We start from the raw sequence: 24,838 nt of genomic DNA on the forward strand, positions 1-24,838 counted from the left end.
TCCGGCCAACTTCTCCACTCCGTCAGGGGTGTTGACGCTTTCAGGACCAGCGGCGGCCCACGACCGCCGATCGGGATCACATCGGTGTGGGCCCACCAGGCACGGTGATTGACCAGCGGACCAGGCAGTCCACGTCGATCAGACCGGGACCCGGCAGCTCGATGGTGCCGCGGAAAGGCCCCTGCCCCAGGTGGAGCAGCGTCTCTCCGCCGCCGTTGAGCGGCCGGTGTGTGATGTCCGCGTGTCCGTTGCCCACCTCAAGCCGCACCGTGGTGCGCGCGCCGTTGTACGGGACGACGTCCGGATGGCGGCCCTCGGCACTCTCCACCAGCTCGGACAGTGAGTCGGCGGTGCGGAATCCGACTCTCCAGCGGGGGAGGTTCGTACTCATGCCCCCTTTCACACTGAGATGCGTGTACTCCCTGGGCACGACGCCCCGTGCGCGGTGACCGCCGAAGTTGGTGGTCACGAGCATGTCCCCCTGTTCGAGTCGGTCGGGAGTGTCGATCAGTCCGTAGACGTAGCAGGGGGAGAGGACCCCGCCCTTGATCTCCACCACCGTGACCCCATGGTCCGGAGCATGGCTGACCGGAACCGTGCCCTTGCCCCAGCCTGAGTGCGGCAGACGTATCTCTTCCATGCGGTGCAGTCTGTCAGGGCCGGTTCTCAGCGTGCTCGCGTACCCGATGTATCGGATGTATCGGATACGGCGCCGCCGTTGAGGTACTGCCCCGGCGAGGTGCCGACGGTTCGGCGGAACGCCGCGAGAAACGCGCTCGGTGTCGCGTACCCCACGGTGTGCGCGACCCGGGAGACGGGCCGGCCCTCGGCGAGGAGCGGCAGGGCGGCGCGCAGCCGCACATGGGAGCGCCAGCGGTCGAAGCTCATGCCCGTGTCGTGGACGAACAGCCGGGTCAGGGTGCGCCGGCTCACTCCGACGGCCCGTGCGTGCGCGTCGAGGCTCCGCGAGTCCGCAGGATCGGCGAGCAGCGCGTCGGCGACGGCGCGGACGCGTTCGTCGACGGGGTGCGGCACATCGATGGGCAGGGTCGGCAGGGGGTGCAGCAGATCCAGTACGACGGCCTCCGCCCGCAGTCGCGCGTCGTCGGCGAGTTCCTGTCGGCTGAGGTGGTCGATCAGGTGGGCCAGCAGCCCGTCGACGCCGACCGGCGTGGGCTCTTTCCAGTCCAGAGCGCACCGGTCCGGTTCGAGGTAGAGGCTTTGCAGTACGGCGTCGCGGGTCGCACCGGTCCGGTGCACGACCCCTGCGGGCAGCCACAGCGCGCGGGTGGGCGGCAGGATCCAGTACGTGTCGTCCACGGCGACGCCGAGCACACCGCGTCGCGTCCAGGCCAACTGGTGCTGCGGATGGCTGTGCGGGGGAATCCACTCCCCCGCCGCCAGGGGGAAGTTGCCCACGACGATCGCGCCCACGCCGGTGGGGGCGGCGCATGCGACGGCCTCGTTCATGCGCTCCAGCGTAGACGGCGCATGTCCTCAACGCGATATGCCATGGCCCCATAGCGGATTGTGGCCAGCGGGGCGGGGTTCATAGCGTCAGGGCATGCCGATCACTCCGCGCCACGAGCGCTACCGCAGAACCGTCGGCGCCGGTCGCCGCCGACCGGCGCTGATAGTGCTGTGCCTGGTGCAGTTCATGCTTGTCCTGGACGACACCGTGGTGAGCGTCGCGCTCCCGACCGTCCGGGACGAACTCGGCTTCGGCGCGGCGGGTTTGGCCTGGGTCGTCAACGCGTACTTCCTCGCCTTCGGCGGGCTGTTGCTGCTGTCCGGCCGGGCGGCCGACCTGCTGGGCCGCCGCCGCGTCTTCCTCGGCGGCGTGGCACTGTTCGGCGCCGCGAGCCTCGTCTGCGGGATCGCCCAGGAGCCCTGGCAACTCGTGGCCGGTCGCTTCGTCCAGGGCGCGGGCGCGGCCATGGCGAGCCCGGCGGCGCTGTCGCTGATCACACTCCTGTACCCCGGTACGCAGGAGCGCACCAAGGCACTCAGCATCTGGGGCGGCATCGCCGGACTGGGCGGCACGATGGGCCTGGTGATCTCCGGTGCGCTGACCGGACTCACCTCGTGGCGCTGGATCTTCCTGATCAACCTGCCGGTGGCCGCCCTGGCTCTCGTCCTGCTCCCGCGCCTGGTCGCCGAGAGCCGGGCCACCCGCCGGGCACGCCTGGACATACCCGGTGGCGTACTGGGCACGGGCGCCGTCCTGGCGCTGGTACACGGTCTGCTCCAGGCCGGGGAGGCGAGTTGGGGAGATGTGGCCGTTGTCGGGCCGCTGCTGCTCGGCGTCGTACTGTCGGTGGCGTTCGTCGTGGTCGAGTCACGCACGCGCGAGCCACTGCTGCCGCTGTCGTTCCTGGCCGACCGGACCCGCGCGGTCGCCAACGGCGCGACGCTGCTGTTCTCCGCCGCGTTCTACGCGATGGCCTTCCTGCTGATGATCCACCTGCAAACCGTGCTCGGTTACGGCCCGCTCACGGCGGGAGTCGCCTACCTGCCGTACGGCGCCGGAATCCTCGCGGGCATGTGGCTGGCCTCCCGCGCGGTGACCAGGTTCGGGATGCGCCGGACCCTGGTCGTCTCCTTCCTGATCAGCGCGGCCGGCCTGCTGTTGCTGTCCGGCCTGGCACCGGGCGACAGCTACCTGTCCGGTGTGCTGCCGGGCATGCTGATCACAAGCCTCGGCTGCGGCCTGAGCCTGCCGGTCCTGACGGTCGCGGCGGTCACCGGGACGACCGAGGAGAACGCCGGCCTCGGCTCGGCCGTCCTCACCTCGGTCCAACAGGTGGGCGGCGCGGTGGGGTTGGCGGTACTGGTCACCCTGGCGGCACGCCGCAGCGAAGCCCTGTCCGACCCGACGGAGGGCTTCGCCCTGGGCCTCACCGTGGCCGCCGCACTGCTCGTCGTTGGCGCCGCCCTGACCGGCCTGCTCAGAGGGAGCAGAACTCCCCGGCCTTGACGCCCACGAGGAAGGAGGCGAAGGAGGCGGTGGGGAAGCCGAGGACCGGGCCGCGCGGGTTCTTGGAGTCACGGACGGGGACGATGCCACGCGTGACGGCGAGGTTGGCGGCGACCTCGACGCAGGCGCCGCCGTTGGAGCTGTACGAGGACGTGAACCAGCAGGCGGTCTCGGTCATCACCGGGTGCCCAACTCCCCTGCCTTGACGCCCGCCACGAACGAAGCGAACGAGCCGACGCGGAAGCCCAGAACCGGACCGCTCGGGACCTTGGAATCACGGACAGGAACGATGCCGCGCGTCGCGGCGAGGTTGGCGGCGACCTCGACGCAGTTGCCGCCGTTGTTGCTGTAGGAGGACGTGAACCAACGGGGGGACTCGGTCGTGGTCGTCACTGCATGCCCTTTCGCAACTGGTTGATCATGTCTACGGACGCTGCTTGCGACAGCGCTTCACCCTGTAGTTGATGGTAGGCCGTCAGCATCGGAATCACGGACACACTTTCGCGGTCCAGATGCCCCTGGGCCTGAGACTCCGCGTAGAAGATCACGGACCGGTCGGGCAACGTCAACAGGTTGACGGGCAGATCGAATGTGCGTCGTTCGCCTATTTCGTACGGCGCCACCTGTAGCAGCGTGTTCGGCAACTCAGCGAACTCAACCAGACGAGCCAACTGGGCCGCCATGACGGAGGTCCCGCCAACAGGCCGACGGATGCAGCTTTCATCCATGGTCACAAACACCATGGGTGGACGGGTCCGCTCCAACGCCGCCTGCCGTTCCGCCAGGAACGAGACTCGCTCCTCTGCTTGTTCGGGCGTGATCGCTTGCCGCTTGACGGCGCTGTCCGCCAACACCCTTGCGTACTCCGGTGTCTGCAACAGGCCGGGGATGATCCCGATCTCGTACAACCGGAGCTCTACCGCGCGGCCCTCATAACCGACGTACTCCGGGAAGCCCTCCAGCAGCGAACCGTGCCGCATTTCGCGCCATTCGCGCTCGAACATGTCTCCGGTGCCGAAAGCGAGGTCCGCACTACGCGCGAGGCGCAAGGTTGGAAGCTTCCGACCAGTTTCGACGGATGACATATGCGTACTGGAATACCCCATCCGGTGCGCCAACTCCTCCTGCGTCCAGCCGCGATCTTCGCGTAACTTGCGCACACGCGCCCCGAAGGCGGCTTGCGGAGAGCTGTCGGGGTTCAACTCCCTGCGATTCAACGGGTTGTCACCGATCTTTCGTCCATGTCCGAGAGGTTGAATGGTCCCCCAACTCTAGGTCACGATGAGCCGCCTTGGTAGTGGAACCACTACGGAGAGGAACGGCCCGTGCCCGGCCAGAACACCCCCCGAACACCCACACTTCGCCGACCGCTCGCCACCCCCTACGTCGCCGCGCGTAGCACCGACGCGGGGCCGCGCAAGGCCGAGTTGAGCGTCGAGTTCACCGCGAAGGGTCCCCGGCTCGCGTACAAGCACCCCCGCCCGGAGGACCGTGACAGCTACGGCAACCTGTGGATCCGCATGGAGCAACCCACCGAACCACCCGGCCGGATCCTCTACGACTCCATGCACCCCGCCCGCCAACGCACCTGCATGGAACGGATGTTGTGCCAAATCTGCGCGCAGCCCGCCGGCCGCGACAAGGACGGCTGGCTGTTCATCGACTGGCGGCGCGAGGACTCACCCCCCACCTGGCCCGAGAAATCCATCACCGCCATGCCACCGCTCTGCGCAGAGCACGTCCAACTGTCCCTGCGCCAATGCCCGTTCCTGCGCCGCACCGAACACGCCCTACTCCGCGTACGAAAACCCCACCTCTACGGAGTCTCCGGCACCCTCTACCGCCTCACCGAACACGGCTGGCTCGCCTCCGACGAGGACGCGCTCTGCCCGTACAACAAACCCCGCCACCCCGGCCTGCTCGCCTCCCGCCTCCACCGCGAGTTACGACACGTCACCGTCGTCAACCTCCCGTAGCACGCGCGGCGTTCGCGGCGTTCGCGGCGTACGCGGCCGGTCGAGAAGCAGGTCGGCGGCCCGGTCGAGCACCTGAGACCGGGTGAAATCCCCGTGGTCGGCCGCCAGGAAATGCGCGCCGATCGCCGCGCAGAACGCGAGCAGGCTGCGGGCCTCGACCTCCTCGGCGTCGGCGCAGAAGGTGCCGATCGTCTCGCGCAGCAGCTCCATCCGCCGGTTGTCGACGCGGCGCAGGCGTTCCGCGACGGTCTCGTCGTGCCGGGCCCACGCGCGGACCGCGAGGTCGATGGGCAGGAGCCGGTCGTCGGAGAAGGTGAGCGCGCCCGCACGGTGGGCCTTGGACTTCGGGTCCCCGCCCTCCTCCTCCACCCGGTCGATCACCTCGTCGGTGCTCTCGCGCTCCCAGGTGTCGAGCATGGCCACCAGCAGCGCGTTCCGGTCGGCGAAGTACCCGTAGAAGCCGCCCTTCGTGACGCCGAGCCGCTTCGCGAGCACTTCGACGCGGACGGCGTCGGGGCCGGCGTCGGCCAGTACCGCCAGCCCCTCCTCGATCCATCGCTCGCGCGGCGTTCGTGGCGCACCCACCGGATTCCCACCTCACTCGCACCGACTATACGGCGGCGTATAACTGGGGCTATCGTCGTTCTATACGCCACCGTACAACGAGTCGGAGAACGCCATGCCTCTCTCTTCCGCCGGAAGCCGGAACCCGCGAATCACGCGCACGGTGGGCGCGCACCGTATCTCTGCGCCCATGCGCGCCCTCAGCGCACTCCCAGCACACCACTACGCCGACCACTTCACCCTGACGACGGACACCGTCGCCACGCCGGAGCGCTGGGCCCGCGCCATGTTCGGCGACGTCCCCACCCCCGCCGAACGGTTCATCTGGCGCGGCCTGCTGGGCCTGCGCCTCGCCCCCGGCCGCTCACCGGACACCGTGGCGGGCTGGCGCATCGCCGCACGCGGCGAGGACTGGATCCGGCTTGAGGCGGCGTCCTGGTTCCTGGCCTGCGACCTGGTCGTCCGCTCACCCCACGGCCAGGTCTCGCTGGGCACCTTCCTGCACTACACCCCCCGCCGCCCCGGCCGGGCGATATGGCCCCCGCTGTCAGCCGTCCACCGCCGCCTGGCCCCGGGCCTGCTGCACGACGCCGAAGCGCGCGTCCACAAATCCGAGAGGTAGGGACCGGTACGGAGGACCGCAGGTCGCTGCCGCTCAGTCGAGACAGAACTCGTTGCCCTCGACGTCCCGCATCCCGAGGCACGACTCGTTCTCGTCGTCGGCAGGCAGCAGTTGCCCGCGTACCGCGCCGAATTCGACCAGTCGCGCGCATTCGGCCTCAAGCGCGGCCAGCCGCTCCTCGCCCACCAGTCCGGTGCCGACCCGCACGTCGAGATGCACCCGATTCTTGACGACCTTGCCTTCGGGGACGCGCTGGAAGAACAGTCGCGGGCCAACACCTGCGGGATCGGCGCATGAGGCGAACGCCGGGCTCTCGTTGTCGGGCGGCGGCGGCGATACGACGTACCCCAACGCCTCCGCCCAGAAACGAGCGACGCGCGCGGGGTCGGCGCAGTCGAAGGTGACTTGGAAGTGCTTGATCGACGCCATCGGCCCAGAGTAGTGGCGCGTGCCGTTCACCGAAATCCGGTATGACAGCCGGGTGCCGGGCGGCCGGGCGCGCCGCCCCGTCCGGACCGAGTGTGGTCCGTCCCGCGGAGGATCAGCGGGCCCGCACTTCGAGGATCTTGAATCCGTACGCCGGCAGGCTGACGGTGTACTTCGTTCCCTTGATGGCGGGCCCCTTGCCGCCGTCGTACAGGTCCTTCGGGGTCTGCCGCGTGTCGATCCCGGTGCCTGTGAGGTCCACGGTCACGTTCTTGGCGCCGCTGTCGAAGTTGTAGACGCGCAGGGCCGTCTGCTTGCCGTCCTCGCTCGTGCGGCGCAGGGCGTAGCACTTCGGGTCGTCACCGGCCGGGACGCGGGTGCGGCCGGCCGCCGGTGGCGGTCTCGTGCCGTTCCGGGTTCTTACCAGATGCCGTCGATGACTTCTTCGAGGGCGAGGTTCCACTGCGACTCGTGATCTTCGAAGGGCAGCGGATCGAACTCGGTGATCTCGGCACGCAAGGCGTCCATGCGCGCCTCGACATCTTCGGCGTCCTCGGCGTCCTCGGCGTCGTCCGCGAGTTCCTGGCGCAGGCGCTCGAACTTCGTGAGCGTGTGGACCAGTGATTCGACGTCGCGGTGGATCGGGGCGTACACCAACTGTGTTTCGCCGTCGCCGAGCGAGTAGACGGTCCCGCTGTCCGGAGCGAGCGCGAGCGTGGTGTCGGCGAAGAGTCCGAGCACAAGCCAGTTGCGGCACTCCTCGGGGACCGTTCCCCTGGTGCCGTACCACTCGGCGAGGTTGATGGAGTCGTCGGCACCGAGCCCGGCCCTGGACATGAACCATTCGGCGTCCGGGAGCCCAACACTGCTCAGGAAGAGAGCCGTTCGGTCATCGAGATGGTTGTGCGCCGCGTTGTGGCGGGGGAAGTGGACAACGCCCGACAGGCCGAACGTTGTAAGTACCTCGTCCGGTGTCACGGCGAAGTCCATGCCGGCGCCTTTACGTTCCTGGGTGATGACGCGTGATTGGGCCGATCCGACGAACGGCTCAGCCCCACATACCGAAGCCGATCTCCACGAACAGCTTGCTCCATTCACCGTCCTCGCTGGCGAAGGGGACACTGTCGCGGTCGCTGACACGTTGGCGCAGCCGACCGACTGCCTGTTCGCGTGCCTGATCGTCGTCGTGAGGAATGCGTCTGAGTTCGGTGAGGCCGGCTTCGAGTTCGATGGTCGCGTGGACGAGAGCGGATACGTCGCTGTGCATGGGTACGTAGAACTCCTCCCCTTCGCCGAACGAGTAGACGCGGCCGGTCTCGGGGTCCAGAACCACAGTCGCGTACACGAAGTCACCAAGGATCTCCCACCCGTTCGCCTCGGGCGGGCACGTGGCCTGCTGCTTGTCGAAGGCGGCCTTCAAGGACGGCCGGCACCGGAGGCGTTCGGCGTCGTCCAGGTCGACCTTCGGGGAGAAGAACTTGGTCGAGGGCAGGCCGACGGCGGACAGGAATCCGGCCGTGCCCGGGTGCAGGTGGCCACTGGCCACCCGGGGGAAGTAGGTGACGCCGGCCAGCCGACAGACTCGCCGTACGTCCTCGGCCTGAATGTCGATCAGCACAGCTCAGCCACCCTCGCGTTCTCGCCTTCTCGCGTTCTCACGGGCGCCTTGGGTTGAATGTCCAACCCTTGGTCGATGGGTTCACCAGATCCCGTGTTCCAGTTCCTCCGGGTCAACATCGTTGTCGTGGTCGGCCTCAAGCTTGCGGAATTCAACGAGTGCGTACACCAGGGACTCGACATCTGGCCGACCGACTGCGTGTTCACGCGCCTGCGCCTTGTCGTGAGGGCTCGACCTCGACAACACCTACCTCGCCCGAGCTCGGACGCTGGGCCACGCGACCACCAAGACACACTGCTCAGCCGCGGTCAGCGTCTCGGGGCGGGTTCCTCAGGTCCACATTCCCATGGCGATTTCCTCGATGGCGGCGTTCCATTCGCCGTCTTCGTGGGCGAAGGGGAGGGGGTCACGGTCGTCGATCTGGTGCCGTACCGACTGGATGACGGTGTTGCGTTCGTCGAACGTGCTGAGGCCGGCGATCTGAGGCAGGGCCAGCTTCACCGCGTAGAGGGTGTAGGCGAGGGAAGAGACGTCGGTGTGGAGGGCGACGGGGTCTTCGAAGCCTTCGTAGAAGCCGAAGACGGTGCCGGTGGCGGTGTCAAGGGTGACGGTCGTGGCCGTGAGGTTGCCGAGAATGATCCAGTTTCTTGACTCCTCCGGCACTGTCCACTGCTCCCGGGACATCTCGTCGAAGGCCCGCAGGCTGATCTCTTTCCCCGGAGCGCCTACCTCTGCCTTGAGTGTGGAGGGGATGCCGGTGGAGCAGAGGAAGTCGAGGGTGGGGCCGGCGAAGCCCAGGGCTTCGGCGTCTTCGCGGACGGAGCGTTCGACGCGGTCGGCGCCGAAGCAGTCCACCAGGTCGTTGTAGGACAGGTCGAATGTCAGAGTGCTCATAGCGCGGTCCAGTCTAGATGCGGTGCGTTTACGTGAAGCCGCCGGTCACGCCGTGGGTCTTGTGGTCCTTCGCGAGCTGGTCCCGGTACTTCTCGTGCTCCAGGTCCCGGACGTTGGGAGAGTCGGAGTTGAGGTACGCCTGTGAGTGGGTCACCTTGAGTTCCGGATCGAAGTACTTGGCCGTCCACTTGTCGCACCATGAGGGGCTGCCCTGACAGGGCTGTCTTTCGGTGTACAGCTCGGTGAGGTTGTCCTTCTTCTCGGCTTTGAGGATGGGGTAGCCGAGAGTCCGTTCGGAGTGGGGGCCTTCGCTGTTCGTCACCAGGATCATCTCTTTGCCGGAGCCGTCGACGTACCGCCCGGCGGCGTAGTTTCCGCCGCCCCAGTCCGAGTTGTGGTACCGGGCGATCTGGGTGGCGCGGGACAGGTCCGTGCTGCCCGGGTCCACCCGCCGCGAGGTGACTTTCGCCGTGTCCTTCGAGGGGCTGACGGGGTAGGGATTCCCTCCTGCCTGGCCCTTGCGGGGCCGCCAGACTCTGCCCACTTCGTTCGGTCCCTTGCCCGGCTCCGTCATCAGGTCGCGGATACCGGAGTTGTCGGTCTTGCTGACCGCGCTGGTGGTCCCGTTGGCGTGCAGTTGTTCAACAGTGCCGTCGGCGTTGAGGAGGTACATGGGGGTGTCCCCGCTGTCCACCTTGCAGCGGTCGATTTCGCGTTTGCGTTCTTCGTCCTCGTTCCGCTGGTCGCTTTTGCTCTTGTCGATCTTTCCGCCGTGGTCCTCGAGGGTCTTGACCATTTCGTCGGACTTCTTGTCGACCGTGTCCTCGGCCTTGTCCATGACGGTGGCGAGCTTGTGGAAGCGGCTGTCCTTCTTGACCGACGTCTTGCGTTGGGCGCCGCCGCCTTTGAACGTGCCCTTCTTCTTGTCGAAGTTGTCCGCTGTCTCCTTGTAGCCGCCTGACGCGCGGTCGAACTCGTCGAACTCGATGACGAGGTCCTGGGCCATGTCCGCCTCGCCCGAGGCCATCACGTCGTAGGTTGCGCCGCCACCGAGACGGTCGCTGAAGAGTTCTTCGATCTCGGCCAGGATCTTGGCCTCGATCTTGTCGGTGACGATGGCGGTGATCTCGCCGATCGCGTAGTCGATCGCCTCCTGGATGATGAGGCGCGCCGCCGCTACGGCGGCTGCGGAGAGCAGGCCGCTGATCCCGGCGGTGAAGAACATGCCGACGACGCCCGCGGTCGCGGCGACGCCCGTGGCGGTGAGCTCGGCGATGATGGCGATCTTGCAGGCAAGGATGAGCGCGGCGCACTCATCGAGCGCGTCGGCCAGGGCGTCGCAGCCTTTGGCGAACGTGGCAAGGTCTCTGGTGGTGAGTTTGCCCCAGCGCCGGTCGATGGCCGTGACGGTGGCGCCCTTGCTCTTGCCTCCGACGATGTGGGAACAGGCGTTGTTGCCTTCTTTGACTGCGTCGCGGATGCCCTCGGCGAGGTTGCGGTAGTCCTTGGCCGAGGACTTGACCTCGTCCTCGTCGATGTTGGGCCAGTCGATGCCGATCAGGTTCAGAACCTCGACCAAGTCGTCCGGCAGCTTCTTCCCCACGCACCACACCCCCGTCGGCAGTCGGCTCATCACACTTTCCCTGGGGGTGTGAGGGGGCGTCAACTGGGCGCGACAGCGGGGCGGGTGAGTATCGGCCAGGTCACTGGGGGTGCAGGCAGATGACCCGGTCGTCCGTGCCGATCAGCAGGCTCCCGCCGACTGTCAGGGCGAGCGCGTGTACCGCCGCACCGGGCCAGAACTGTCGTGTCTGTCCCTGATCGAGGTGGTGCAGTTCGATCAGCCCGTTCGCGCGGGCCACGGCCAGGAGGAGACCGTGAGGGGTGTGCTCTGCGGCCAACGCCGTGACAGGGCTGGTGTGTTCGGCCACCGGGGTGGGCTGCGGTTCGGCGGCGGGAGACCAGGCGCGCACCCGGCCGTCGGCTCCGCCGCTGTACAGCAGCGGGATACTCTGCCCGCCGCCGCCGACCGGTAGGCCGAGCGCCGCCAGCGCGGTGACGCGGCCGGTGTGCAGACCGGCAGCGCGCGGAGCCTGGTCCGTATCGCCGGGGATGAAGGCGTGTACGGTGCCGTCGGCCCCACCGACAGCCACCACACCGGGCGTGGCACAGAGCGCGGTCCCTGGGGAGTGCGCGAGGTGGGCCGTGAGCGATTCGGTGAGGCGCTGAGCGGGTGTCGGCCCGTCATCGAGCAGGGCCGCGATGCCCGTGGGGCGCGGCGCGCCGGGCAGTGTCTGTGTGTGCGGGCGGCCCTGGTTGTCGAGGGCCAGGACGGTGCCGTCCGCGAGGGCACAGACGGCGGCCGGTGGGGACGGTAGTCGGGGCGTACGCCCGAGGGGGGTGCCGTCGACGGTGTGCACGGTCCGCAGCACTCCCTGGTGGTCGGCAAGGAGCGCCTCACCCGCCGGCAGGCCCTCGGTGGTCATCGCGAAGACCGGTCCGGGCCAGGGCGGAGACATGTCCCCCCGCACCCTGGACCACTCCGGCTTCCAGTCGGCGGTGGCCGCGAGCCGGGCGAGTTCGGGCCGCAGTCGCGGATCCGCGCCGTCGCCCAGGGCGGTCAGCAGCACCAGCGCCCGATCCGCGCTCTCCTGGTCCCGGCAGAGCGACTGCCCGGCACGCAGCCAGGCGGAACGCAGCCCTCCGTGCTCCTGCGGATCCGCGTCGAAGGCGGCGGTGACCAGCCACGGATCGGTCTCGCACAACGCCGCCGGGTCGTCCAACTCCAGCACAGCCGCCCGCACCTGCCGGGCCGGGGGATCGGTGGTCCCGGCGTGTTCGGCACGCCAGGCCGTCCGGCGGGCCTCATCGGTCCACCGCGGCTCATCCAGATCCATCACCGCCGCCCCCGAGCCGGCCAGTCGCTCATGCACCGGGCTGCCGGTACGGGCCTCGACCACGAGCCGTACATGGTCCAGAGCATCCAGCGCGAGCACCAGCTCCGCCAGCGCGCCCGGATCGGCACCCGCGTGCAGATCGGGCAGGACGACCGTGACCGGCCGCCGGTCACCGGCCAGCAACGCCACGAACTCCCCGGCCCCCCGGGCCGCCAGACCCAACTGATCGGCCAGCGTCCACACCGCCGCACGCACGCCCTGCCCCGCCAAGGGCACAAAGGCATGCACCGTCCGCTCCCGCCCGGTGTCCGCGCGGGTGCCGTGGCCCACCAGCCAGGCCAGCAACCCGGACTTCCCGCACCCCGCCCCGCCCGCGATCACGCACAGGCCCGGCGCGGAGGAATCGGCCAGCCACGCCAGCAGCGCGGCCCCGGCCGGTTCACGCCCGGCCGCGGGCCGGCCCCACGCCGCCGCACTCACCCGCGGCCCGCCTGCTCGGCCGCCCGCGTGATCAGGCCCTTGAGCCCCGCCTCACGGGACGCGGCATCACTGCCGTAGTCGAAGGCATGCGTGAACTGCGCCTGCGGGAACAGCCTCTGCATCCACACCGCGCAGTAATGACCGGGCATCATGCACGCCTGCAACTCGCAGAACACCCGCCGCACCTGCCCCGGCGCCACCCCCAGATCGGACAACTCCCGCCACACCAGCTCTTCCGGATGCGCACGCCCCGGCCCCGTCGCCCCGGTGACGATCCGCTTCTCCCCGGCACCGTCGACGTACTCGAACGCCGCGGAGAAAGGAAAGTTCAGCGTGTGCCGCACATCGTCCAGCACCCGGGCCCACCACCCCTCCCGCTCCTCGAACGCGCCCGCGTCGACACCACGCAGCGCCTCGTTCAACTCCCGGAAGCCACCGGCCGCTTCCGCCAGGCCGGAGGAGACCGCGATCACCGGCAGTACCCGGTCCAGCACCGCCAACGACGCGTTGAACGAGGCAAGATCGGAGCTGACGAACAGGTCGTCCTCACCGCCTTCCAGCATGACCGCCTGAACCGCGCCGTCAGGCCGTACACACAGATGCGCCAACCCGTCATGACCGACCCGCGGCCAGCCCTCCGACTCCGCCGCCGGGTGCGGAAGTCCGTTCTGAGCCGCGAAAACACCCAACGGGAGCGCGTCGCTCTCACCGGCGGCCGTGAAGTACGGGGCCACCTGCACCGGAACACCTGTCTCCTGAAGATCCGCGCGCACGGCTTCAGGCAGCCGCACACCAGGCACGGCACCCAGGTGGAAGCGGCGCATACCCCCGGCGCCGAAGTGCGCGACGGCCGGATCACGGGACGACATGGACATCGAGCCACCTCACACAGCAAAAAGACGGGTGGCCACGACCCTACTGAAACCGTGCGGTCGTAGTCAGGGCCGGGGCAGTGGCAGGCCAGGCATGTGCGGGTGCCGCAAGAGCTGCCCGCCGTTGTACACGTGGAGCGCGAACGTCTCCGGCCCCGGCCGCGGGAAACGGGAAAAGCTCACCCCTCCGCCATCACGTCCCGCCACGCCCCCCGCACCCCCGCCGCCACATCCTCCGCGCTCACCGGCGCGCCCCGTGCCGCGCCGCGCGCCGACAGGCCGTGGAGGTACGCGCCCACCGAGCCCGCGTCGCGGGCCGTCAGGCCCGCCGCGAGCAGGGAGCCCGTCAGGCCCGAGAGGACGTCGCCGCTGCCCGCCGTGGCCAGCCAGGCCGTGCCCGTGGAGTTCACCCGGACCGGGAGTGCGGGGTCGGGGGCGGCCACCAGGGTGGTCGAGCCCTTCAGCAGCACCGTCGCGCCGTAGCGGGCCGCCAGTTCGCGTACCGCCGACAGCCGGGCCGCCTCGATCTCCTCGCGGGGCACCTTCAGCAGCGCCGCCGCCTCCCCCGCGTGCGGGGTGAGCAGCGTCGGGGCCGTACGCGCCCGTACGGCAGCGGGGTCCAGCCCGCGCAGGCCGTCCGCGTCGATGAGGACCGGGACGTCGGAGGCCAGGGCGTCCCGGACGCCCGGCTCGTCCCCGAGGCCGGGGCCGACCACCCACGCCTGGACGCGGCCCGCCTTCGCCGGCGGGCCGGTGTGGACCAGGGTCTCGGGGAAGCGGGCGATCACCGCGTCCCCGGCGGGCCCCACGTACCGCACCGCTCCCGCGCCGCCGTGCAGCGCGCCCGCGACCGCGAGCACCGCCGCCCCCAGGTAGCGCGCCGAGCCGGCGACGACGCCGACGACCCCGCGCCGGTACTTGTCGCTCTCACCTGTCGGCACCGGCAACAGCCGTGCCACATCCGCGTGTTGGAGTGCCTGAAGCTCCGGCACCGACGGCAGCACCGCGCCGAGCCCGATGTCGACCAGCCTCAGGGCCCCCGCGTACTCGCGCGCCGGGTCGATCAGATGGCCGGGCTTGTACGTACCGAACGTCACCGTCGCGTCCGCGCGCAGCGCCTCGCCCACCACCTCGCCGCTGTCCGCCTCGACCCCGCTCGGCAGGTCGACGGCCACGACCACCGCGTCCGAGCCGCGCGCGGCCCGTGCCACCGGCACCGCGTCGGGCCGCAGCCCGCCGCGCCCGCCGATGCCGGTGATGCCGTCGAGGACGAGATCGGCGGCGGCCAATACGTCGAACGGGTCGTCCACCACCCGCCCGCCCGCGTCCACCAGCGCCGCCAGCCCTCCCGCGTGCGCCCGCCCGGCCGCCAGCAGCACCGCCGACACCCCCGCCCCGCGCCGCGCCAGCCGGGCCCCCGCGTACAGCGCGTCGCCGCCGTTGTCGCCGCTGCCGGCGAGCACCACGACCCGCGCGCCGTACACCCGGCCCCGCCGCCGCAGCAGATCGGCGCACGCGGCGGCGAGCCCGGCCGCCGCGCGCTGCATCAGTACGCCTTCGGGGAGCCGGTCCATCAGCTCACGCTCGGCGGTCCGTACGGTCTCGACGCTGTAAGCGGTACGCATGACTCCGAGTCTGCCGCAAACCGCCGCACGTCACCCCTCCGCGATCACCACCGCCGACGCGATCCCCGCGTCATGGCTGAGCGACACATGCCAGGCCCGTACGCCCAGTTCCGCCGCCCGCGCCGCCACCGTGCCCCGTACGCGCAGCCGCGGCTGCCCGCTCTCCTCGACGTACACCTCGGCGTCCGTCCAGTGCAGCCCGCCCGGCGCGCCCAGCGCCTTCGCCAGCGCCTCCTTGGCCGCGAAGCGGGCGGCCAGCGAGGCGATACCGCGCCGTTCCCCGCCGGGCAGCAGCAACTCCCGTTCCGAGAACAGCCGTTCGGCCATGGCCGGTGTGCGCTCCAGCGCCGCCGCGAAGCGTTCGATCTCCGCGACGTCGATCCCCACCCCGATGATCAAGACCCCATCCCCTTCTCACTCCACCGTCACGGACTTCGCCAGATTCCTCGGCTGATCCACCTCGTTGCCGCGCGCCGTCGCCAGCTCGCACGCGAAGACCTGCAACGGCACCGTCGAGACCAGCGGCTGAAGCAGCGTCGGCGTCACCGGGATCCGGATGAGATGGTCCGCGTACGGCACCACCGCCTCGTCCCCCTCCTCCGCGATCACGATCGTCCGCGCTCCCCGCGCCCGGATCTCCTGGATGTTCGACACGATCTTGTCGTGCAGCACCGAACGCCCGCGCGGCGAGGGTACGACGACCACCACCGGCAGATCCTCCTCGATCAGCGCGATCGGCCCGTGCTTCAGCTCGCCGGCCGCGAAGCCCTCGGCGTGCATGTACGCCAGCTCCTTCAGCTTCAGCGCGCCTTCCAGCGCCACCGGGTAGCCGACGTGCCGCCCCAGGAAGAGCACCGTCCGCTTGTGGGCGAGCGAGCGCGCCAGCTCCCGTACGGGCTCCATCGTCTCCAGCACGCGCTCGACCTCGCACGAGATGCGCGACAGGTCGCGGATCACGCCGCGGATCTCGTCCCCGTACTTGGTGCCGCGCAACTGCCCCAGATACAGCGCGACCAGATAGCAGGCCACGAGCTGCGTCAGGAACGCCTTCGTCGACGCGACCGCGACCTCGGGACCGGCGTGGGTGTAGAGGACGGCGTCCGACTCCCTGGGGATGGTCGAGCCGTTGGTGTTGCAGATCGCGAGGACCGTGGCGCCCTGGTCGCGCGCGTGCCGCAGCGCCATCAGCGTGTCCATCGTCTCGCCGGACTGCGAGATCGCGATGACGAGGGTACGGGTGTTGAGGATCGGGTCCCGGTAACGGAACTCGCTCGCCAGCTCCACCTCGCACGGGACGCGCGTCCAGTGCTCGATGGCGTACTTCGCGATCAGCCCGGCGTGGAAGGCGGTCCCGCACGCCACGATGACGACCTTGTCGGCGGCCCGCAGGACGCGGGAGGGGATGCGTACCTCGTCCAGGGTCAGCGAGCCCTCGGCGTCGATACGGCCGAGGAGGGTGTCGGAGACGGCCTTGGGCTGCTCGGCGATCTCCTTGAGCATGAAGTAGTCGTAGCCGCCCTTCTCGGCGGCCGAGGCGTCCCAGTCGACGTGGTACGCGCGGACGTTGTCGTGCGCGTCCGCGCCGTCGAAGTCGGTCACCGTCACACCGTCGCGGCGCAGCTCCACCACCTGGTCCTGGCCCAGCTCGATCGCGGAGCGCGTATGGGCGATGAAGGCGGCGACGTCGGAGGCGAGGAACGACTCGCCGTCGCCGACGCCGACGACGAGCGGTGAGTTACGGCGGGCGCCCACGACGACGTCCGGCTCGTCCGCGTGCACGGCGACCAGCGTGAACGCGCCCTCCAGCCGCCCGCACACCTGCCGCATCGACTCGGCCAGCTCGCCGCAGGACGAGAACGCCTCCGCGAGGAGATGGGCCACGACCTCCGTGTCCGTCTCGGAGGAGAGGTCGTGGCCGCGGCCGGTCAGCTCGGTGCGCAGCTCGGCGAAGTTCTCGATGATCCCGTTGTGTACGACGGCGACGCGGCCCGCGTTGTCGGCGTGCGGGTGGGCGTTGGCGTCGGTCGGGCCGCCGTGGGTGGCCCATCGGGTGTGGCCGATGCCGGTGGTGCCGCTCGGCAACGGCCGCTCCACCAGCGCCTTCTCCAGATTGACGAGCTTGCCCGCCTTCTTGGCCGCTGCCAGTCCGCCGTCGGCGAGGACGGCGACACCGGCCGAGTCGTAGCCGCGGTATTCGAGCCGCTTGAGACCGGCGATGACCACATCTAGCGCCGACTGTCCGCCGACATATCCCACGATTCCGCACATGGGCGGCAGCCTACGGCGACCGGTCGCGCGGCCCCGGCAGCGCTCGCGGACGACACTCGGTCGGCTCGGCCCGCCCGCGCTCACCTGGGACGACCACGGAGCACAGGTACTCCATGCGATACGGGTCGGTGATACGGGTCGGTGATACGGCTTTGTCACCGAAAGCCTCTGGTGGCGGCCACCTCGACCGCTTTCAATGGGTGACCGTGACGATGACCGCGACGCTACGCACCTTGATCAGCCTGCCGCGGATGCTCCGCCACGGGGCCGCCGTCGGCGCGCATCTGCCCCCCGACGCGGCCGTCGTCCTCGACCCTCCCCCGGCGGAGCTGCGCGCCGCGCTCACCGCCGCGTACGCCGGTGACCACGGGCCCGCAAGGGATCTGCTCGCCGCGACGCGCGTAGGAGCCGAGTGGGAGCGGCGCGGCGGATACGTGCCACGGCTGGCCGAGAGCGCGCTGCACAGCCCCAGTTGGCTGGACGCGTGGCTCGCCGAGTCGCCGGGCGATCCGGACGCCGTACTGGTGAAGGCCGAGCACTGCGTCCAGCAGGCGTGGGAGATACGGACGGGCGCCCGCGCGAGCAGCGTCTCGCGCGACCAGTTCCAGGCGTTCTTCGCGCTGCTCGACGACGCGGTCCCGGTGATCGGTACGGCGGCGGAGCTGAACCCCACCGATCCGGTGCCGTGGCAGGTCGCGCTCACCCACGCGCGGGGCAGCCAGGCGCCGCGCGAGGTCTTCGACGCGTACTGGGCGGAGGCGACCGCCCGCGCGCCGCATCACTACGGCTGCCATGTCTCGGCGCTCCAGTACCTGTGCGAGAAGTGGTACGGCTCGCACAGCGAGATGTTCGACTTCGCCGAGCGCGCGGCGGAGCACGCCCTGCCGGGCTCGAAGCTGCACGCGCTGCCGCTGCTGGCGGCCGTCGAGTACGACGTGGTGGCCGACGGCAAGGGGGACGGCACTGCGGGCGGCGATGCGGCGGGCGACGGCGGGCCGATCGGGCGGGCCCGGATCCACGCGGCGCTGAAGCGGGCGCTGGAGCTGTCGGACGCGTACCCGCGGGGCGATCCGGAGGTGGCCGGGGTCCGCAACCATCTGGCGCTGATGCTGGTGCTGGCGGGGCGGCACGAGGAGGCGCTGGAGCAGTTCCGGGCGGTGGGGGCGCACGCGACGCGGTACCCGTGGGCGTATCTCGGGGACGCGCGGGGGGAGTTCCTGGACTTCCGGACGGGGGTGCGGATGCATGTGGCGGCGCGGGTGCCGTTCTTCTCGCGGCCTCCGATGCCGATGCCGATGCCGATGCCGACGAAGGCGGGTGTGGGTACGGGTACGGGTACGGGCGGGGGCGCCTCTTCCTCGTACGCGCCCTACTCCCCCCACACCCCGCACTGCCTCGCGCTGGTCTCGGCCGAGCCCCACACCGTCGCCGACGCCGCGCTGATGTGCGGTGTCCCGCTGCGCATAGCTCCGGCGCCGGGGCGGTCCTCGTACGTCGAACTCGCCGCCGATCCCCGGCCCGGCGTACGCGCCACACTCCTCGGCGAGGACCGGCTGACGGCCGCCGCCGACAACTTCACCACCGGGGAGCCCTGGCCGGCGCTGGTCCTGCGGCGGACCGGCGACCGGTACGGCTTCACGCTGCTCCACCAGGGCGAGAAGGTCGCCGACCACGACTGGGACCCGGCGGCGCCGGTCCCCGACCACGCCGCCGTCGCGGCCACGGCCGGGACCCTGGCGACGGTGTACGGGATCGCCGACCCCCGTCCCGTCACCAACCTCCTGCGCGGCTCGGACGACCCGGGCCGCCGCCAGTCCGCCCTGCTCGACGCGCTCGGACTGCCGCCGCTCCCGGCCGGGTTCGGCACCCGCGACGAAGTCCTCGCCACCCTCACCGGCGCCCGGGTGCTGGCCCGGCGCGGCTTCTTCGGGGGTATCGCGGACACCCTGTCCGGCGATCCGGCGGGCCGGCCGGCGGTGCCGCGCCGGGCGCGTTGGTGGGTGCCGCGTGTCGCGGCGCTGCTGCTGTTCGTCCCGGTGACGGCGTACGCGTGGTGGGCGCCGGACATCGGCTGGCTCCGGTCGTCGCTGTCGACGGTCGCGACGTGTTACATCGCGGGCCAGTTGGCGGGCGCGTGGCGGCGGCGGGGACGCGTCACGAAGGGGTGAGGGTCCGGCTGTTGGTGGTGCGGGCTGTACCCCCGAGACGGGGGCGTGTTCTCTCGGCCGGTCGCGTCTTCGTACCTAGTGTTCTCAGTGGCTGGTAGGGACCACTGAGAGGCAGGGCTGTCGGTGTTCGGCAGGGACAGGGATACCTTCGACGGTGCGCATGCGCCCGCGCTCGTTCTGGAAGGCGTGAGCCGGGCGTACGCGAACGGCGTGCGCGCCCTCGGGCCCGTCGATCTCGTGGTGCCGCGCGGGCGGTTCCTCGCGGTGATGGGGCGCTCGGGCTCCGGCAAGTCCACGCTGTTGCAGTGCGCCGCCGGTCTCGACCGGCCCACCGACGGGACGGTGCGGATCGCGGGCACGGATCCGGCCGGGCTCAAGGAGGCGGCGCTGACGCGGCTGCGCCGCGAACGGATCGGGTTCGTGTTCCAGGCCCACAATCTCGTACCGTCGCTGACCGTCGCGGAGAACGTGGCGCTGCCCATGCTGCTCGCGGGCGGGCAGGTGCCGGACGCGCCGGTGCGGCAGGCGCTGGCCGTCGTCGGACTGGCCGGGCGCGCCGAGTCCACACCGGGGCAACTGTCCGGCGGGCAGCAGCAGCGGGTCGCCGTCGCCCGCGCGCTGGTGACGGCCCCGGAGATCGTCTTCGCCGACGAACCGACCGGCGCGCTCGACCCGTTGACGGCGGCGGACGTACTGGCCCTGCTGCGCGACGCGGTGGACGGCGCGGGCCGCACGGTCGTGATGGTCACCCACGATCCGGCGGCGGCGGCGTGGGCGGACAGCGTGCTGTTCCTGGCGGGCGGCCGGATCGCCGACACGCTCGACGCACCGGACGCGAGAACGGTGCTGGGCGTGATGCGCGGGCTGCGGGACCTGGAGCGGGAGCGGGACCTTGACCGGGAGCGGGACCTTGAGCGGGAGCGGGACCTTGAGCGGGAGCGGGAGGCCGTGGCGTGACACGCCCTTCAGTGGTCGCGTTGCTGGCCGCCCGGGGCGCGCGTACGCACCGCCGTGCGTGGGCCGCCGTCTTCGCGGCCCTGACGCTCTGCTCCCTGCTCCTGGGCGCGCTCGGCCTCGCTGTCGGCTCGGCGGCGCTCGGCCACGCGCGCGTGGAGCGGTACGCGCAGGCCGACGCGGTGGTGGCGGGCACCCAGAGCACCCGGTACACGGCGAAGCCGTGGGGCAGCGAGCCGCAGGCCGTGCACGCCGGGCTGACGGAGCGGGTGCGGGTGCCCGAGCGGGCCCTGGACGTCGTACGGAAGGTGCCGGGCGTGCGCGAGGTGATCGCGGACGTGTCGTTCCCGGTGACGGTGGGGGGCGCGCGGGTGACCGGCCGTCCGTGGGAGGCCATGCGCCTGGCGTCCGCGTCCCCGAGGCTGTTGGACGGTCAAGTACCCACCGGCGCACGGGAGATCGTGGTCGGCGAAGGGACCGCGCGGGTCGGGGACCGGCTGAAGGTGACGTACGCGGACGGCTCGGCGACGTACACCGTCACCGCAGTGACGGCCGACGCGCGCACGATCCACTTCACGAGCGCGGAAGCCCGCCGGCTGGCCGGCCGCCCCGGCGAGGTGGACGCCATCGGAGTCCTCGGCGACAGCGGCGTACCGGACGACGTCCTGCACGCGCGCGTGCGGCACGCCGTGGACGCCGCCGGGCTGCGTGACGTCTCCGCCCCGCACCGCGCGGACGGCGATCCGGCGGCGCTGCGCGTACTGACCGGCGACGGGCGCGGCCAGGCGGAGTTCCTGGCCGCCGAGCCCGCGCGGATGCCGCTGCTCCAGGTGCTGGCCTCGCTCGCCTCCATCGTCGTGCTCGTCGGTGTCCTGGTCGTGTCGTCCACCGTGGCGCAGGCGCTGCGCCAGCGCTCCCGCGAACTCGCGCTGCTGCGCGTGGTCGGTGCCACACCGTGGCAACTGCGGCGCGCGGTCGGCCGCGAGGTGTGCCGGATCGCGGTCCTGGCGGCGGCGGTCGGCGCGGTGGGCGCGGTGCCCGCGTATCTGGCGCTGCGCGCCCTGCTGGCCCGGCAGGGCGCGCTCCCGGACGGCCTGGAGCTGCCCTTCCCGCCGTGGCTGGCCGCCGCGCCCCTGGTGACCGCCGGTCTGACGGTGCTGATCGCCTGGCTCACGGCGCTCGGCTGCTGCGCGCGGGCGGCGAGAACGCGGCCCGCCGAGGCGCTGCGGGAGGAGGTTCCGGGGCGCGGACGGCAGATCGCGGGCGGTGTGCTGCTCGGTATCGGGGCGGCGTCGGCGGGGGCGGGCGCGCTCCAGCACGGTGCGGCTGCCGGTGCCGCCGCCTCGGCGTCCGTCCTGACCATGGTGATCGGCTGCGCGCTGCTCGGCCCCTGGCTCGCGCGGGGCGCGATGTGGGTACTGGGCGCGCCGCTGCGGCGGCTCGGCGTGGGCGGTCGCCTGGCGGCGGCCGCCTGTACGGCGAACGCGACGCGGCTGGGCGCCGCCGTCACCCCCGTCGTGCTGGTCACGGCCTTCATGGTGGTGCAGTTGGGCGCGGGCGCGACGCTCGGGAACGCCGCGCAGGCGCAGGCGCGGGACGCGGCACACGCGGATCTCGCGGTGAGCGCCGCAGAACCGCCGTACGACGCGGAAGAGTTGGCGGAACGCGTCCGTCATCTCCCGGGCGTCGCGGCCACGACAGTTGTCGCCCACGGAACGGTTGTCCTTGCGGCCAAAGAACTGGGCGACCCCGTCCTCGAACGCCTCCCCGTCCTCGGCGTCACACCCCACCAGCTCGCACGGACCCTTGACCCGGCCGTACGGAAGGGCACGACGGACGACTTGCGGCCGGGCACGGTCGCAGTCGGCGCGGACCGGGCGCGCACGCTCGCCGTCGGGCCCGGCGACCACGTACGGCTCCGCTTCGGGGACGGCACCGAGGCGAAGCTGCGGGTCGTCGCGACGTATGAACGGGCGCTGGCGCTGGGCGACTTCCTGCTTTCGTACGAGGAGCTGACCGCCCATATGTCGGCGCCCCCGGCAGTGCGCGTCCTGACCACGCTCGCGCCGGGCGCGTCGGTCACCGGCGTCACCGGGTCACTGACGGCGGCGCTCCCGGGCGCGCGGGTGGAGCGTGATCCGGCGCCGGAGCAAGTCCGCGCGGAGGATCAGGCACTGGGTGATGTGCTCTCAGGGGTGGTGGTCGCGGCGATCGGGGGCTTCACCGTCATCGCCGTACTGAGCACCCTGGCCCTGATCTCCGTAGGACGCGGCCCCGAACTGCGCCAACTGCGCCTGGCGGGCGCGGACCGCGGCCGACTGCGCCGCATGCTGTGGCTGGAGTCGGCGGCCACGGCGACGGCGGGCCTGGTGCTGGGCACGGCGACGGCGGCGCTGCCGCTGCTCGCGTTCGCGCTGTCGCTGGCGGGGAGCCTGCCGTGGCTGCCGCCGGCGCAGGCGGCGCTGATCGTGACGGTGGTGGCGGTGACGACGGCGTCGGCCACGCTGCTCCCGGCGCGGGGTGCGTTGCGGGGCCGGTACCCGGCGCTGTCATGACCGCGGGGCCAGCCCCGGCCCGCAACTCCCTTGCTAACTCCCCCGGTTCACGTACGCCAGTACGGCCAGCACCCGCCGGTGCCCGCTGTCGCTCGCGGGCAGCCCGAGCTTCGCGAAGACGTTGCCGATGTGCTTGCCCACCGCCCGGTCGGACACGACGAGCGCCGCCGCGATGCTCGCGTTGTCCTGCCCCTGGGCCATCAGCTTCAGCACCTCCAGCTCCCGGGGCGTCAGCGAGTCGATCGGATCGTCGCGCCAGCGCGTCAGCAGCTCGGTCACCACCTCGGGGTCGAGCGCGGTACCGCCCGCCACCACCCGTTCCAGCGCTTCGAGGAACGCCTCCACGCGACCGATCCGGTCCTTCAGCAGATAGCCGACACCGCTCGCGCCGCCGCCCAGCAGCTCGGCCGCGTACGTCTCCTCGACGTACTGGGACAGCACCAGCACCGGAAGTCCGGGGATCGCCTCCCGCGCGGCGAGCGCGGCGCGCAGCCCCTCGTCGCGGAAGCCGGGCGGCATCCGCACGTCGAGCACCGCCACGTCCGGACGGTGCTCCAGGAGGGTGGGCAGGATCTCCGGGCCGGTCACGGCGACGGCGACGACCTCGTGTCCCGCCGACGTCAGCAGGAGGACCAGGCCCTCTCTCAAGAGGGCGTTGTCCTCGGCGATCACTACGCGCACTGCGACTCCAAGACGTGCTCGGGCGTTCAGGGATTCGGGAATTCGTGGATTCAGGGATTCAGGGATTCGGGATCTCCACGTCCACCACGGTGGGCCCGCCGGCGGGGCTGCTCACCCGCACCGTCCCGTCCAGCGCGGCGATACGGCGCCGGATTCCCAGCAGACCCGTTCCGCCAGGCTCGTCGGCGCCGCCGCGCCCCTCGTCCCGTACGCGGACGCGCAGGACGCCGGGCCGCCCCGGCTCCGGCTCCCGTGCGATCTCGACGGTAGCGCGCTCGGCACCGCTGTGTTTCGCCGCGTTGGTCAGGGCTTCGGCGACGACGAAGTAGGCGGCGGCCTCGACGGCGGCGGGCGCGCGCGGGCCGTCCTCGCCGCCCGTCACTTCTACGACCACCTGGAGCCCGCTGGCGGCGGCGAGCGCGCGTACGGCGCCGACGAGTCCGCGGTCGGTGAGGATCGGCGGATGGATGCCGCGTACGACGTGCCGCAACTCGCCCAGCGCCTCGTCCACTTGGTCCTGCGCATCGTCCAACAGCGCTTTCCCGCGCACGGGATCGACGTCGTACGCGCGCCGCGCGAGCCCGATGCGCATGGACAGGGAGACGAGTCTGGCCTGGGTGCCGTCGTGCAAGTCCCGTTCGATACGGCGCAGTTCGGCGCCGTGCGCGGCGACGGCCCCGGCGCGGGTGACGGTCAGCTCCTCGACGCGGTCGGCGAGGCGCCGGCCGGGGGCGGGGGTGAGGAGGCGGCGCGAGAGGTCGGCGTCGTGGTCGACCATGCGGGTGAGCAGCGGCAGGAGTACGCCGGGCCGCCTGCCCACCACGTACCACACGCCGTCGACAACCACCCCGACGACGGACAGCGGCATGGCGACCAGGAAGCCTCCGGTGCCGTACAGAAAATGCAGAGCGAGCCAGCGCAGATCGCGCCAGGTACTGGGATCGTCCACGGCGATCCGGACCCGTACCCGCAATTCCCCGGTCAGCGGCTCGTACGCCTCCGGCACGGCCTCCCCGGTCCACTCCCGCACCCACCGCCGCTTGACGCCGGCGAACCGGCGCAGCAGCAGCACGGTCTCGGGCAGCACCCCGGCGCCGACGACGAGGAGGGTGAGCATGACCGTGAACAGCAGCAGGGGCAGGAACATCAGCGACACCAGGGCCAGCCCGAACGTCACGACGAGCTGCCCCAGGTCCCGCCCGGCACTCCGCAGGGTCTCGCGCATCCCCCCAGGCTACGAGTCCCACTCCACGCCGCACGA

The 24,838-nt window shown here is 71.2% G+C and carries 25 protein-coding genes; 6 read left to right on the top strand and 19 right to left on the bottom strand.

Annotated features, from left to right (window positions below; translation table 11 throughout):
- Window positions 1-76: 76 nt before the first annotated feature.
- Window positions 77-640, bottom strand: coding sequence for a hypothetical protein (locus OG329_RS15150; RefSeq protein WP_405795631.1), 564 nt, complete (start codon window positions 638-640; stop codon window positions 77-79).
- A 26-nt stretch (window positions 641-666) separates the two neighbouring features.
- On the bottom strand, window positions 667-1,470 hold the full coding sequence (locus tag OG329_RS15155) for an AraC family transcriptional regulator (RefSeq protein WP_405795632.1): 804 nt from the start codon (window positions 1,468-1,470) through the stop codon (window positions 667-669).
- Window positions 1,471-1,564: 94 nt separating this feature from the next.
- On the opposite strand from OG329_RS15155, the gene OG329_RS15160 reads away from it, so the two are divergent.
- The gene (locus tag OG329_RS15160) at window positions 1,565-2,977 is read left to right on the top strand and encodes an MFS transporter (RefSeq protein WP_405795633.1); all 1,413 of its coding nucleotides are present in this window, start codon (window positions 1,565-1,567) and stop codon (window positions 2,975-2,977) included.
- Here the strand turns inward: OG329_RS15160 and OG329_RS15165 are convergent.
- Genes OG329_RS15165 through OG329_RS15175 form a run of 3 tightly spaced genes read right to left on the bottom strand, consistent with a single transcriptional unit; the run spans window position 2,949 to window position 4,194 of the window.
- Window positions 2,949-3,155 (bottom strand): DUF397 domain-containing protein, encoded by a 207-nt coding sequence (locus tag OG329_RS15165; RefSeq protein WP_405795634.1) that lies wholly within the window; start codon window positions 3,153-3,155, stop codon window positions 2,949-2,951. The genes OG329_RS15160 and OG329_RS15165 overlap by 29 nt on opposite strands.
- On the bottom strand, window positions 3,155-3,370 hold the full coding sequence (locus OG329_RS15170; protein WP_405795635.1) for a DUF397 domain-containing protein: 216 nt from the start codon (window positions 3,368-3,370) through the stop codon (window positions 3,155-3,157). The genes OG329_RS15165 and OG329_RS15170 overlap by 1 nt, the downstream gene beginning before the upstream one ends.
- On the bottom strand, window positions 3,367-4,194 hold the full coding sequence (locus OG329_RS15175) for a Scr1 family TA system antitoxin-like transcriptional regulator (RefSeq protein ID WP_405795636.1): 828 nt from the start codon (window positions 4,192-4,194) through the stop codon (window positions 3,367-3,369). Before OG329_RS15175 ends, OG329_RS15170 begins: the two co-directional genes overlap by 4 nt.
- A gap of 108 nt (window positions 4,195-4,302) precedes the next feature.
- Here OG329_RS15175 and OG329_RS15180 point away from each other — a divergent pair, with 108 nt between their 5' ends.
- The gene (locus tag OG329_RS15180) at window positions 4,303-4,953 is read left to right on the top strand and encodes a hypothetical protein (RefSeq protein WP_405795638.1); all 651 of its coding nucleotides are present in this window, start codon (window positions 4,303-4,305) and stop codon (window positions 4,951-4,953) included.
- Here OG329_RS15180 and OG329_RS15185 read toward each other — a convergent pair.
- Window positions 4,921-5,538 carry a TetR/AcrR family transcriptional regulator gene (locus tag OG329_RS15185; protein WP_405795639.1) on the bottom strand — a complete coding sequence of 206 codons (618 nt, stop codon included), beginning with the start codon at window positions 5,536-5,538 and terminating at the stop codon, window positions 4,921-4,923. The two genes, OG329_RS15180 and OG329_RS15185, sit on opposite strands and share 33 nt — an antisense overlap.
- 169 nt (window positions 5,539-5,707) lie before the next feature.
- On the opposite strand from OG329_RS15185, the gene OG329_RS15190 reads away from it, so the two are divergent.
- A complete protein-coding gene (locus tag OG329_RS15190; RefSeq protein ID WP_405795640.1) occupies window positions 5,708-6,139 on the top strand; it encodes a hypothetical protein in 432 nt (143 codons plus the stop codon).
- A gap of 33 nt (window positions 6,140-6,172) precedes the next feature.
- On the opposite strand, the gene OG329_RS15195 is transcribed toward OG329_RS15190, so the two are convergent.
- The 11 genes from OG329_RS15195 to glmS form a co-directional block, all read right to left on the bottom strand.
- Window positions 6,173-6,568, bottom strand: a complete 396-nt coding sequence (locus OG329_RS15195) for a VOC family protein (protein ID WP_405795641.1) — start codon at window positions 6,566-6,568, stop codon at window positions 6,173-6,175.
- Between the two features lie 112 nt (window positions 6,569-6,680).
- Complete coding sequence (locus OG329_RS15200; protein ID WP_405795642.1) at window positions 6,681-7,028, bottom strand: alpha-glucosidase C-terminal domain-containing protein; 348 nt, start codon at window positions 7,026-7,028, stop codon at window positions 6,681-6,683.
- Window positions 6,986-7,555: an SUKH-4 family immunity protein gene (locus OG329_RS15205; protein ID WP_405795643.1), complete on the bottom strand. Its 570-nt coding sequence runs from the start codon at window positions 7,553-7,555 to the stop codon at window positions 6,986-6,988. The genes OG329_RS15200 and OG329_RS15205 overlap by 43 nt, the downstream gene beginning before the upstream one ends.
- 58 nt (window positions 7,556-7,613) lie before the next feature.
- Window positions 7,614-8,183: an SUKH-4 family immunity protein gene (locus OG329_RS15210; protein ID WP_405795644.1), complete on the bottom strand. Its 570-nt coding sequence runs from the start codon at window positions 8,181-8,183 to the stop codon at window positions 7,614-7,616.
- 330 nt (window positions 8,184-8,513) lie between these two features.
- Window positions 8,514-9,077 carry an SUKH-4 family immunity protein gene (locus OG329_RS15215; RefSeq protein ID WP_405795645.1) on the bottom strand — a complete coding sequence of 188 codons (564 nt, stop codon included), beginning with the start codon at window positions 9,075-9,077 and terminating at the stop codon, window positions 8,514-8,516.
- 28 nt (window positions 9,078-9,105) lie between these two features.
- A complete protein-coding gene (locus tag OG329_RS15220) occupies window positions 9,106-10,710 on the bottom strand; it encodes a nucleic acid/nucleotide deaminase domain-containing protein (RefSeq protein WP_405795647.1) in 1,605 nt (534 codons plus the stop codon).
- A gap of 70 nt (window positions 10,711-10,780) precedes the next feature.
- Window positions 10,781-12,454 carry a WD40 repeat domain-containing protein gene (locus tag OG329_RS15225; protein ID WP_405795649.1) on the bottom strand — a complete coding sequence of 558 codons (1,674 nt, stop codon included), beginning with the start codon at window positions 12,452-12,454 and terminating at the stop codon, window positions 10,781-10,783.
- Complete coding sequence (locus OG329_RS15230; RefSeq protein WP_405795650.1) at window positions 12,451-13,329, bottom strand: nucleic acid/nucleotide deaminase domain-containing protein; 879 nt, start codon at window positions 13,327-13,329, stop codon at window positions 12,451-12,453. The genes OG329_RS15225 and OG329_RS15230 overlap by 4 nt, the downstream gene beginning before the upstream one ends.
- A 176-nt stretch (window positions 13,330-13,505) precedes the next feature.
- The gene (locus OG329_RS15235; protein WP_405795651.1) at window positions 13,506-14,951 is read right to left on the bottom strand and encodes an NAD(P)H-hydrate dehydratase; all 1,446 of its coding nucleotides are present in this window, start codon (window positions 14,949-14,951) and stop codon (window positions 13,506-13,508) included.
- Between the two features lie 30 nt (window positions 14,952-14,981).
- Entirely contained in the window at window positions 14,982-15,350 is a 369-nt protein-coding gene (locus OG329_RS15240) for a holo-ACP synthase (RefSeq protein WP_405795652.1), read from the bottom strand.
- Between the two features lie 15 nt (window positions 15,351-15,365).
- The gene (gene glmS / locus OG329_RS15245) at window positions 15,366-17,219 is read right to left on the bottom strand and encodes a glutamine--fructose-6-phosphate transaminase (isomerizing) (protein WP_405795654.1); all 1,854 of its coding nucleotides are present in this window, start codon (window positions 17,217-17,219) and stop codon (window positions 15,366-15,368) included.
- A 212-nt stretch (window positions 17,220-17,431) separates the two neighbouring features.
- On the opposite strand from glmS, the gene OG329_RS15250 reads away from it, so the two are divergent.
- The 3 genes from OG329_RS15250 to OG329_RS15260 all read left to right on the top strand — a co-directional run bounded on the left by OG329_RS15250 (window position 17,432) and on the right by OG329_RS15260 (window position 22,896).
- Window positions 17,432-19,387: a hypothetical protein gene (locus OG329_RS15250; RefSeq protein ID WP_405801851.1), complete on the top strand. Its 1,956-nt coding sequence runs from the start codon at window positions 17,432-17,434 to the stop codon at window positions 19,385-19,387.
- Between the two features lie 186 nt (window positions 19,388-19,573).
- The gene (locus tag OG329_RS15255; protein WP_405795656.1) at window positions 19,574-20,344 is read left to right on the top strand and encodes an ABC transporter ATP-binding protein; all 771 of its coding nucleotides are present in this window, start codon (window positions 19,574-19,576) and stop codon (window positions 20,342-20,344) included.
- Window positions 20,341-22,896 (top strand): ABC transporter permease, encoded by a 2,556-nt coding sequence (locus OG329_RS15260; RefSeq protein WP_405795657.1) that lies wholly within the window; start codon window positions 20,341-20,343, stop codon window positions 22,894-22,896. The genes OG329_RS15255 and OG329_RS15260 overlap by 4 nt, the downstream gene beginning before the upstream one ends.
- Before the next feature lie 33 nt (window positions 22,897-22,929).
- Here OG329_RS15260 and OG329_RS15265 read toward each other — a convergent pair whose 3' ends face one another.
- Window positions 22,930-23,577 (bottom strand): response regulator transcription factor, encoded by a 648-nt coding sequence (locus OG329_RS15265; RefSeq protein WP_405795658.1) that lies wholly within the window; start codon window positions 23,575-23,577, stop codon window positions 22,930-22,932.
- Between the two features lie 58 nt (window positions 23,578-23,635).
- Window positions 23,636-24,802 (bottom strand): sensor histidine kinase, encoded by a 1,167-nt coding sequence (locus OG329_RS15270; protein WP_405795660.1) that lies wholly within the window; start codon window positions 24,800-24,802, stop codon window positions 23,636-23,638.
- Window positions 24,803-24,838 lie beyond the last annotated feature (36 nt).

The sequence above is a fragment of the Streptomyces sp. NBC_01506 genome (assembly GCF_045040295.1).
In the GTDB taxonomy this organism is placed as follows: domain Bacteria; phylum Actinomycetota; class Actinomycetes; order Streptomycetales; family Streptomycetaceae; genus Streptomyces.

Excerpts from the sequence above, each read along its gene's own strand:
- OG329_RS15150 (WP_405795631.1), bottom strand. The coding sequence starts at position 640 with ATGGAAGAGATACGTCTGCCGCACTCAGGCTGGGGCAAGGGCACGGTT.
- OG329_RS15155 (WP_405795632.1), bottom strand. The coding sequence starts at position 1,470 with ATGAACGAGGCCGTCGCATGCGCCGCCCCCACCGGCGTGGGCGCGATC.
- OG329_RS15160 (WP_405795633.1), top strand. The coding sequence starts at position 1,565 with ATGCCGATCACTCCGCGCCACGAGCGCTACCGCAGAACCGTCGGCGCC.
- OG329_RS15165 (WP_405795634.1), bottom strand. The coding sequence starts at position 3,155 with ATGACCGAGACCGCCTGCTGGTTCACGTCCTCGTACAGCTCCAACGGC.
- OG329_RS15190 (WP_405795640.1), top strand. The coding sequence starts at position 5,708 with ATGCGCGCCCTCAGCGCACTCCCAGCACACCACTACGCCGACCACTTC.
- OG329_RS15195 (WP_405795641.1), bottom strand. The coding sequence starts at position 6,568 with ATGGCGTCGATCAAGCACTTCCAAGTCACCTTCGACTGCGCCGACCCC.
- OG329_RS15205 (WP_405795643.1), bottom strand. The coding sequence starts at position 7,555 with ATGGACTTCGCCGTGACACCGGACGAGGTACTTACAACGTTCGGCCTG.
- OG329_RS15215 (WP_405795645.1), bottom strand. The coding sequence starts at position 9,077 with ATGAGCACTCTGACATTCGACCTGTCCTACAACGACCTGGTGGACTGC.
- OG329_RS15220 (WP_405795647.1), bottom strand. The coding sequence starts at position 10,710 with ATGAGCCGACTGCCGACGGGGGTGTGGTGCGTGGGGAAGAAGCTGCCG.
- OG329_RS15230 (WP_405795650.1), bottom strand. The coding sequence starts at position 13,329 with ATGTCCATGTCGTCCCGTGATCCGGCCGTCGCGCACTTCGGCGCCGGG.
- OG329_RS15235 (WP_405795651.1), bottom strand. The coding sequence starts at position 14,951 with ATGCGTACCGCTTACAGCGTCGAGACCGTACGGACCGCCGAGCGTGAG.
- glmS (WP_405795654.1), bottom strand. The coding sequence starts at position 17,219 with ATGTGCGGAATCGTGGGATATGTCGGCGGACAGTCGGCGCTAGATGTG.
- OG329_RS15250 (WP_405801851.1), top strand. The coding sequence starts at position 17,432 with ATGACCGCGACGCTACGCACCTTGATCAGCCTGCCGCGGATGCTCCGC.
- OG329_RS15270 (WP_405795660.1), bottom strand. The coding sequence starts at position 24,802 with ATGCGCGAGACCCTGCGGAGTGCCGGGCGGGACCTGGGGCAGCTCGTC.